Origin of the sequence: Williamsia sp. (assembly GCF_036566845.1) — a bacterium.
Classification (GTDB): Bacteria; Actinomycetota; Actinomycetes; order Mycobacteriales; family Mycobacteriaceae; genus Williamsia.
Genome location: NZ_DATCVM010000091.1, coordinates 32,173 through 40,210 on the forward strand (window position 1 = coordinate 32,173; position 8,038 = coordinate 40,210).

The window sequence follows — 8,038 nt, forward strand, 5'->3', positions numbered from 1 at the left end:
TTTGCCCGCGCGGGGCCGGACCGCAGACGTTCGGACTAGCCGAATCGACCGGAGATGTAGTCTTCCGTCGCCTTCTGAGCGGGGTTGGAGAACATCGTCTCGGTGTCACTGACCTCGATCAACTGACCCGGCTGACCGACGCCGGCCAGGTTGAAGAACGCGGTCTGGTCGCTGACGCGGGCGGCCTGCTGCATGTTGTGCGTGACGATGACGATCGTGAAGTCTTTCTTGAGCTCGTTGATCAGCTCTTCGATGGCCAGCGTCGAGATCGGGTCGAGGGCCGAGCAGGGCTCGTCCATCAACAGCACCTCGGGCGACACCGCGATCGCGCGGGCGATACACAGTCGCTGCTGCTGGCCGCCGGACAGGCCACCGCCGGGCCGGTCGAGACGATCCTTGACCTCTTCCCAGAGGTTCGCCCCGCGCAGGCTCCGCTCGGCGGTCTCGTCGAGCTGCTTCTTGTCACGCAGACCCTGCAGACGGAGCCCGGCAACCACGTTGTCTTTGATCGACATCGTCGGGAAAGGGTTCGGCCGCTGGAACACCATGCCGATGGTCGAGCGCACCGACACCGGGTCGATGCCCTTGGTGTAGATGTCTTCGCCGTCCAGCAGCACCTTGCCCTCGACGCGTGCACCCGGGGTCACCTCGTGCATGCGGTTGAGGGTGCGCAGCACCGTCGACTTGCCACAGCCGGACGGGCCGATGAAGGCGGTGATGCAGCGCGGAGGCACTTCCAGGCTCACGTCTTTGACCGCGTGGAAGGCGCTGTAGTAGATGTTCAGGTCTTTGATGTCGAGGCGCTTTGCCATGAATCTGTTCTTTCGTTCGCTACGAGCTGGTGGCGTCGGTGGGTTGGGTGGTCGCGCAAGAGAACTTCTGTGTCGTCAGAACTTCTTGGGCGAGAACGCCTTGGAGACGAGCTTGGCGCCGAAGTACACGATCGCCACCAGGATCACGAGGGTCAATGCGGCGCCCCACACCGTGTCGAATGCGCCGGGACCGTTGTTGTACTGCTGCACCATCATCAGGGGCAGCGATTGCTGGTTTCCTTCAAATGGGTTGGTGTTGATCACCTTTGTCGAACCGACCAAGATGAGCACCGGTGCAGATTCACCCATCACTCGGGCGATCGCCAGCATCACACCGGTGACAATGCCCGACAGTGCGGTGGGTAGAACGATCTTCGCGATCGTCTTCCACTTGGGCACCCCGAGCGCGTACGAGGCCTCCCGCAGATCCTGCGGGACGATCTTGAGCATTTCCTCGGTCGAACGGATCACGATCGGCGCCATCAGGAGCACCAAAGCCAACGCCACCACGAAGCCGGACCGCGGCAGGTCGAGCGTGGTCCGCCACACCGCGTAGATGAACAACGCCGCAACGATCGACGGAACACCCGAGAGGATGTCCACCATGAAGGTGGTGACCCGGGCGAGCAGGGAGTTGTTGCCGTACTCCACCAGGTAGATCGCCACGAAGATGCCGATCGGAATCGCGATGACCGCGGCCAGCGCGGTCTGCTGCAACGTTCCGATGATCGCGTTGAGGGCACCGCCACGCAGTTCGGACTTGGTCCACCACTCCGCGCTGAGGATGGCTTCCATACCGCGGGACAGGAGGGTCCAGACGAGCCAGAACAGCGGAATCATAGCGATGACAACGGCTGCGGTGACCAGGACCGCGGCGCCCTTGTCGCCGACCTTACGACTCTTCTTGACCGGCGTGAAACCCGAAGGGGTGCGTTTGACCGGTGCGGTACTCGCGTCGAGGGTGGTCATGTCACTTGGCCTTCTTTCCGCTGATGACGGCCCGTGCCGCAGAGTTCACGATGAAGGTCAGCACGAACAGCGCCAGGCCGGCGGAGATGTACGCACCGGTCTTCGCCGGCGAGTCGAACTCGGCTGCGTTGTTGGCGATCTTGGTCGCGAACGTTTCGCCGCTCTCCATCAGGTTGAAGTCGATCGGGCCGGCTGTCGAGATGATGAGCAGCAGGGCCATCGTCTCGCCGAGGGCGCGGCCCAGGCCGAGCATCGAGCCACTGATGTAGCCGGAGAATCCGAAGGGGACGACCGCTACCCGGACGACCTCGAACTTCGTCGCGCCGAGTGCCAGCGCGGCTTCCCGGTGACCAACCGGCGTCTGTACGAACACCTCACGGGTCACCGAGGTGATGATCGGCAGGATCATCACCGCCAGGACGATGCCGGCGGTGAGCATGGTGCCACCGGTCGACATGTTGGTGACCTGACTCGGTTCCTGGAAGAACGGCAGGAAGCCGAGATTGCCCACCAGCCATTCGTTGACCGGCACCAACGCCGGGCCGAGCACCAGGATGCCCCAGAGGCCGTACACGATCGAGGGCACGGCTGCCAGCAGGTCGATCACGTACGCGATGGGACTGACCAGGCGTTTGGGAGCGTACTCGGTCAGGAAGATCGCGATGCCCAGAGAAATCGGCATCGCCAGGAGCAAGGCGATGAAGGACACCACCAGGGTTGCGTAGAGCAGACCCAGGATGCCGAAGCGCATGTCTCCGGGGTCCGTGGTCCACGGGCCGGAGTAGGTGAAGAAGTTCTCTTCGTTTTCGAGCAGTGAGGGGACCGCCTGGATCACCAGGAACAGCGCGATCAGTCCGATGATCGCCGAGATGAAGATGCCGGAGCCGACCGAGAGAGTCCGGAAGATCCTGTCTCCCAGCCGAGTCGCCGAACCGTTGTTCTTGATTTCCGGCCCGCTTGGTTCAGCCGGCCCACCGCCGGTGGTGGTACCCGTCTGAGTCGTCGAGGAGCTCATAGGCCCTTTCGCACTCGTCGTGTTGTCAATCTCTGTCATCGTCTTCTATCGCTGTTCTCGACGGTCGCCCTCACCTGTTTCGATCAGGCCAGTGCGTCGATGGTGGACTGCAGCTTGGCTTTGTACTCTGCGGGCAGCGGCGTGTAGCCGATCTCTGCCAGACCATCCTGGCCGTCGTTCAGGATCACGGTGAACGAGTCCTTGAGGGTTGCCGAGACGTCACCCTCGTAGCCGGCCGAGCAGACGATCGAGTACGGGGTGAGCAGCAACGGGTATGCGCCCGGCTCCTGCATCGCGTACAGGGCGTCGGTGTCGACGATCAGGTCCTTGGACCCCGGATCCTTGAACGTGACGGCGTCGAGCGCCTTGCCGGAGGTCTCACCGTTCAGCTCGGTGGCGCCGACACCGAAATCGATCTGCGCGATACCGAGATCATTCTCTTCGGCGAAGCCCCACTCGACGTAGGTCACGGACCCGGCGGTCTTCTTGACGGTGTCACCGACACCGGTCGACTTGGAGGCGCCCGAGCCACCCTGACCCTTGAAGGTCTTGTCGTGCTCGTACGGCCAGGCCTCGGGAGCCGAGTCCTGCAGGAAGCGCTGGAAGTTGTCGGTGGTACCCGAGCTATCGCTGCGGTGCACCGGAACGATCGGCGTGGCGGGCAGTTCCTTGCCCGGATTCAGCGCCGCGATTTCCGGCGCATCCCAGGTGGTGATCTTCGAATCGAAGATGCCGGCCAGCACGGTCGGGTTCAGCACAACACCCTCGACACCGGGCAGGTTGTAAGCGATGGCGACCGGGCCGGCAACCAGCGGGATGTGCCACGCGTCGTTGCCGCCACAGCGGGTCTTCGCCTCTGCGATCTCCTCGTCCTTAAGGGGCGAATCCGATCCGGCGAAGTCGACATCGCTGCTCAGGAACTTGGCAATGCCGTCACCCGAACCCGAACCGGTGTAGTTGAGCACATTGCCGCCGTTGTCGGCGACGACGACCTGGAAGTGCTCCATCGCCTTCTGCTGCGCGGTTGATCCTTCACCACTGATGGTGCCGCCGCTCTCTTCACTGCCACATGCCGACAGCACCAGAGCAGTAACTGCAGCCGCACTCACGAGGGCAGCACTTGACTTCATTCTCACCGAAGACTCCTCCATGGACTTTCCGTGACATCTCGCGATTCGAGCAGTCACCCCGACGCCAAAGCGTCACTCGTTGAAAGCTAGAGGTCGGTCATGTCTGGATTCCCTACGCGTGGTGAACCGCAGATGAATACACTTTCGACCGGCATGCAGTGGACCCGCAGGAGAAATTCGAGATGTCCACCCGTTGTTCACTTCTATGTCACCTGCACGTCCATCAGAAGTCTTTCCGACACCTGAAATTCGGTCAGCCGTAGGCGACATCTATCGCGTATTGCTCGAATCCGAGCTTTCCGTAGGTGTTCAGGGCCGCGGCGTTGTCACCTTCGACGTACAGCTCGACTTCGGCCAGACCCCGGTCGGCGAGATAGTGCAAGCCCGCGAGGGTCAGGAGTCGACCGAGCCCACGCCCCTGCGCCGCGGAGTCGACTCCGACGATGTACACCTCGCCGAGTGAATCGGAGTGAACTTTTGTCCAATGGAATCCGAGTAGCCGGTCGGGCTCGGCGGCAGCGAAGGCCAGGAACAGGCCGGCGGGATCGAACCAGGACGATCCTGTGCGTTCGTCGATCTGCTGTGATTCCCAGCCGCCCTGTTCGGGATGCCAGGCAAAGGCCACGTTGTTCACGCGTAGGATCTCGGCGTCGTCGGATGGCCCCGCGTACGTCCGGAGCACCAGATCGCCGGGAACCACCAATTCCGGTAATGCCGGATCAGGCAGCGGCCGGCGCAACTGCAACAGCTCTCGCTTGGCGGTGAGTCCGGCAGCGGCTGCCAACGCCTTCGCCGCGGGTAGATCCCCGTGGGCCCAGATCCGGACATCGCCGGCGACGCGTTCGAGCGTCGCGTCCAGCAACTGCCTGCCGTGACCCCGGCGCCGGTGGTCCGGATCGACCACGAGCTCGATCATCGCAGGTTCGTCGTCGCGGGCCGGTGTCACGTTGGCATACCCGACGACCACGTCGCCTTCGACGACGGTGACCTCGACGACGCCGGGCCGGCCGACACCTTTGACGGCCTGCTCCCCCAGCGGCGCGACGCCATCGGTCCGCGTCGCGGCCTGGAGAATTTCTGTGATGCGCCCGACGAACTCCGGACTTGTGCGCTCAGCTCCCATTGCTGCTTGAACTGAACTCCGGGTCCTGGAACTCAACGTCTTCGGGGCCCACCAGGTCATCCAATTCGGTTCCGTCCGTAGCGCTTTCATTCGGTTCGGAGGCGCGGCCGCCACGACTCGGACGCACCGCCTTGTAACCGACGTTGCGCACGGTTCCGATCAACGCCTCGTGCTCGGCGCCGAGCTTGGCACGCAGGCGTCGCACATGCACGTCCACCGTCCGGGTGCCACCGAAGAAGTCGTAACCCCACACCTCTTGCAAGAGTTGCGCGCGAGTGAAAACCCGACCGGCGTTGTGCGCCAAGTACTTCAGCAACTCGAACTCTTTGTACGTCAAATCAAGAGGACGGCCACGCAGACGAGCGGTGTACGTGCCCTCATCGATCACGAGGTCGCCGAGCGTGACCTTGCCACTCGCTTCTTCCTCGGTGACTCCTCGACTCCGCACCACCAGCAGGCGAAGTCGGGCGTCCAGTTCGGCCGGCCCGGTGCCCGGCAGCAAGAAGTCGTCAAGACCCCACTCCGAGTTCACGGCAACCAGACCGCCCTCGGTCAATACAGCAACAACGGGAACCGAAGAACCCGTGCTCCCAAGCAGCCGGCAGAGCCCACGTGCGGCCGCAAGATCAGAACGCGCATCAACGATGGCAACGTCTGCGTTTCCAGCTTCCATCAGCGAAGACACCTCGGTGGGTGCGACGCGAACGGTATGAGCCAGCAGTGACAACGACGGCAATACAGACTCAGGGGTGGGATCGGCTGTCAGTAACAAGAGATCCACAAACCACTCCGATCTCGGGTTGTACGTATTTATGTACGCTGCCTTACCAACGTGTGCGAGATAGATGTCAGAATAGCGCCAAACTGGTCCCCGCCCGTTAACAAGGCCCCGATGACCAGTCGAGCGGCGATCACCGAGCGTGTGGCTCCGGGGGTCGAAGTCCACGCAAAGAAGGGTTTCGGTGCGCAAACTGCTGGCCGGGGTCCTCATCGTGGTCCTCGTTGCGATCGGAATCGATTTCGCGGTCGCCGCCTACGCCGAACGCCACTACTCACAGGCACTGCGCGCGGCCTCTGAATTGGAGTTCGACCCAGAGGTGACGATCACCGGCTTCCCTTTCATGACAGCCGCGGCGGGCGATGAGTACAACCGGATCGGAATCACCGCCAGGGGCACTGACCTGGGAAATGACCGTCGTGGCGACCTCCGCTCGAATCTGTCCGGAGTGGAACGACCCGGAGGCGCATGGCTCATCGACGAAGACACGTCGCTACGGGTCGACAAGGTCAGCGCCTCCCTGAAGATCGATTCGGTGAACCTGGGCCGCTTCCTGGGTATCGAAGACCTCACCGTCACGACCCCCGCACCCGAGGACAAAGCCGGCGGAGGCGGCCCCGGCGACGGCATTCTCTCCGCCAGCTCGGGCATCGTTCTGACCGGCACGGTCATTGTTCCCACAATTAGTAATCTCGGTCACAGCGAGGGCTCTGACCGCCGCAAAGTCAGTGTGTCCGCCGATCTGTCGATCCGTGGCGGCGCGCTACGGGTCGACGCCACCGGGATCTACTCGGGCTCCGCCGACCACGTCGATTCAGACGTATCGGCACTGCAGCTGCCCGCGGTCCTGGCGCAGTTCTCTCAAACGCTGCCGGTACTTGCGCTTCCGTGGTCCCTGCCCGCATCGTCGGCGGCCACCGAGGGAAGTGACGTCGTCCTTCGCGCCGACCAGAAACCGCTGGTCGTGACCGCGAGCGACTTCTGGCAGGGGCCGTGATTCACCCCTCGCCCGGAGCGGGGCCGAGTGGGTTGCGCGGCTGCGGTAGTCTGGCGCTCATGCAACTGGGCCGTGAGTTGATGCTCACACGTCGCCGGGCGATCGACTTCTGTCGTGTCGCCAACTGTTGCTGTCTCAGCCGCTAGTCAACGGGCTTTCCACAGATTCTCTGTGCCCGTACGTCGGCGTCCCCCTTGGCCGGCCCTCTGCTCGTCCAAGGCGATCTACATGTCACCCAGCAATCCCGATCTGTATTGATCACCGCACAAACCCTGAACGCAATACCCCTCTACGAAAGGAAAACCATGGCTCGCTCCGATGTCCTGGTCAGCGCTGATTGGGCTGAGCAGAACCTGAAGGCCGACAAGACCGTCTTCATCGAGGTCGACGAAGACACCTCGGCATATGAAGGTGGCCACATCGAAGGCGCCATCCGTCTGGATTGGCGCAAGGACCTGCAGGATGGCGTTCGTCGCGATTTCCTGAACCAGGAGCAGTTCTCCGCTCTCCTGTCCGCCAAGGGCGTTTCCAACGACGACACCGTTGTCCTCTACGGCGGCAACAACAACTGGTTCGCCGCGTACGCGTACTGGTACTTCAAGCTGTACGGCCACGAGGACGTCAAGCTGATCGACGGCGGCCGCAAGAAGTGGGAACTCGACGGCCGCGAGCTGTCCAAGGACGAGGTCACCTTGCCGGCCGCGACGTACAAGGCCGAGGCCCCCGACACCAGCATTCGCGCATTCCGCGACGAGGTCATCAACGCCATCGGCAGCAAGAACCTGGTCGACGTGCGTAGCCCCGACGAGTTCTCGGGCAAGATCCTCGCACCGGCTCACCTCCCGCAGGAGCAGGCTCAGCAGAAGGGTCACATCCCCGGAGCCATCAACATCCCGTGGAGCACCACCGCCAACGAGGACGGCACCTTCAAGACCGACGAAGACCTGGCAAAGCTGTACGCCGACAAGGGATTCGACGAGAGCAAGGAAACCATCGCTTACTGCCGTATCGGCGAGCGTTCAAGCCACACCTGGTTTGTGCTCGATCAGATCCTCGGTAAGAAGAATGTCAAGAACTACGACGGCAGCTGGGTCGAATACGGCTCACTTGTCGGCGCCCCGATCGAGCTGGGAGAGAGCAAGTAATCATGTGTGCTGCGCCTAATCAGGGTCAGAATCTGCCCGCCGGTGTTGATACCGAAAAAGAGACCGTTT

The 8,038-nt window shown here is 62.7% G+C and carries 8 protein-coding genes; 2 read left to right on the plus strand and 6 right to left on the minus strand.

What is annotated here, in order from left to right; translation table 11 throughout:
* Nucleotides 1-35 precede the first annotated feature (35 nt).
* From pstB to VIQ49_RS07805, 6 genes are all read right to left on the minus strand, one after another.
* On the minus strand, nt 36-812 hold the full coding sequence (gene pstB, locus VIQ49_RS07780) for a phosphate ABC transporter ATP-binding protein PstB (RefSeq protein ID WP_331882811.1): 777 nt from the start codon (nt 810-812) through the stop codon (nt 36-38).
* Nucleotides 813-887: 75 nt separating this feature from the next.
* A complete protein-coding gene (gene pstA / locus VIQ49_RS07785) occupies nt 888-1,781 on the minus strand; it encodes a phosphate ABC transporter permease PstA (RefSeq protein ID WP_331882814.1) in 894 nt (297 codons plus the stop codon).
* Nucleotide 1,782: 1 nt separating this feature from the next.
* On the minus strand, nt 1,783-2,796 hold the full coding sequence (gene pstC / locus VIQ49_RS07790; protein ID WP_331882816.1) for a phosphate ABC transporter permease subunit PstC: 1,014 nt from the start codon (nt 2,794-2,796) through the stop codon (nt 1,783-1,785).
* Between the two features lie 83 nt (nt 2,797-2,879).
* Entirely contained in the window at nt 2,880-3,932 is a 1,053-nt protein-coding gene (gene pstS / locus VIQ49_RS07795) for a phosphate ABC transporter substrate-binding protein PstS (protein ID WP_331882818.1), read from the minus strand.
* Nucleotides 3,933-4,179: 247 nt separating this feature from the next.
* The gene (mshD, locus tag VIQ49_RS07800) at nt 4,180-5,049 is read right to left on the minus strand and encodes a mycothiol synthase (protein WP_331882820.1); all 870 of its coding nucleotides are present in this window, start codon (nt 5,047-5,049) and stop codon (nt 4,180-4,182) included.
* A complete protein-coding gene (locus VIQ49_RS07805; protein WP_331882822.1) occupies nt 5,039-5,830 on the minus strand; it encodes a response regulator transcription factor in 792 nt (263 codons plus the stop codon). Before VIQ49_RS07805 ends, mshD begins: the two co-directional genes overlap by 11 nt.
* Before the next feature lie 181 nt (nt 5,831-6,011).
* Here VIQ49_RS07805 and VIQ49_RS07810 point away from each other — a divergent pair, with 181 nt between their 5' ends.
* Together VIQ49_RS07810 and VIQ49_RS07815 are read left to right on the plus strand one after the other, a co-directional pair.
* A complete protein-coding gene (locus VIQ49_RS07810) occupies nt 6,012-6,824 on the plus strand; it encodes a DUF2993 domain-containing protein (RefSeq protein WP_331882825.1) in 813 nt (270 codons plus the stop codon).
* Nucleotides 6,825-7,129: 305 nt separating this feature from the next.
* Nucleotides 7,130-7,969 carry a sulfurtransferase gene (locus VIQ49_RS07815; RefSeq protein ID WP_331882828.1) on the plus strand — a complete coding sequence of 280 codons (840 nt, stop codon included), beginning with the start codon at nt 7,130-7,132 and terminating at the stop codon, nt 7,967-7,969.
* The last annotated feature ends 69 nt before the right edge of the window (nt 7,970-8,038 follow it).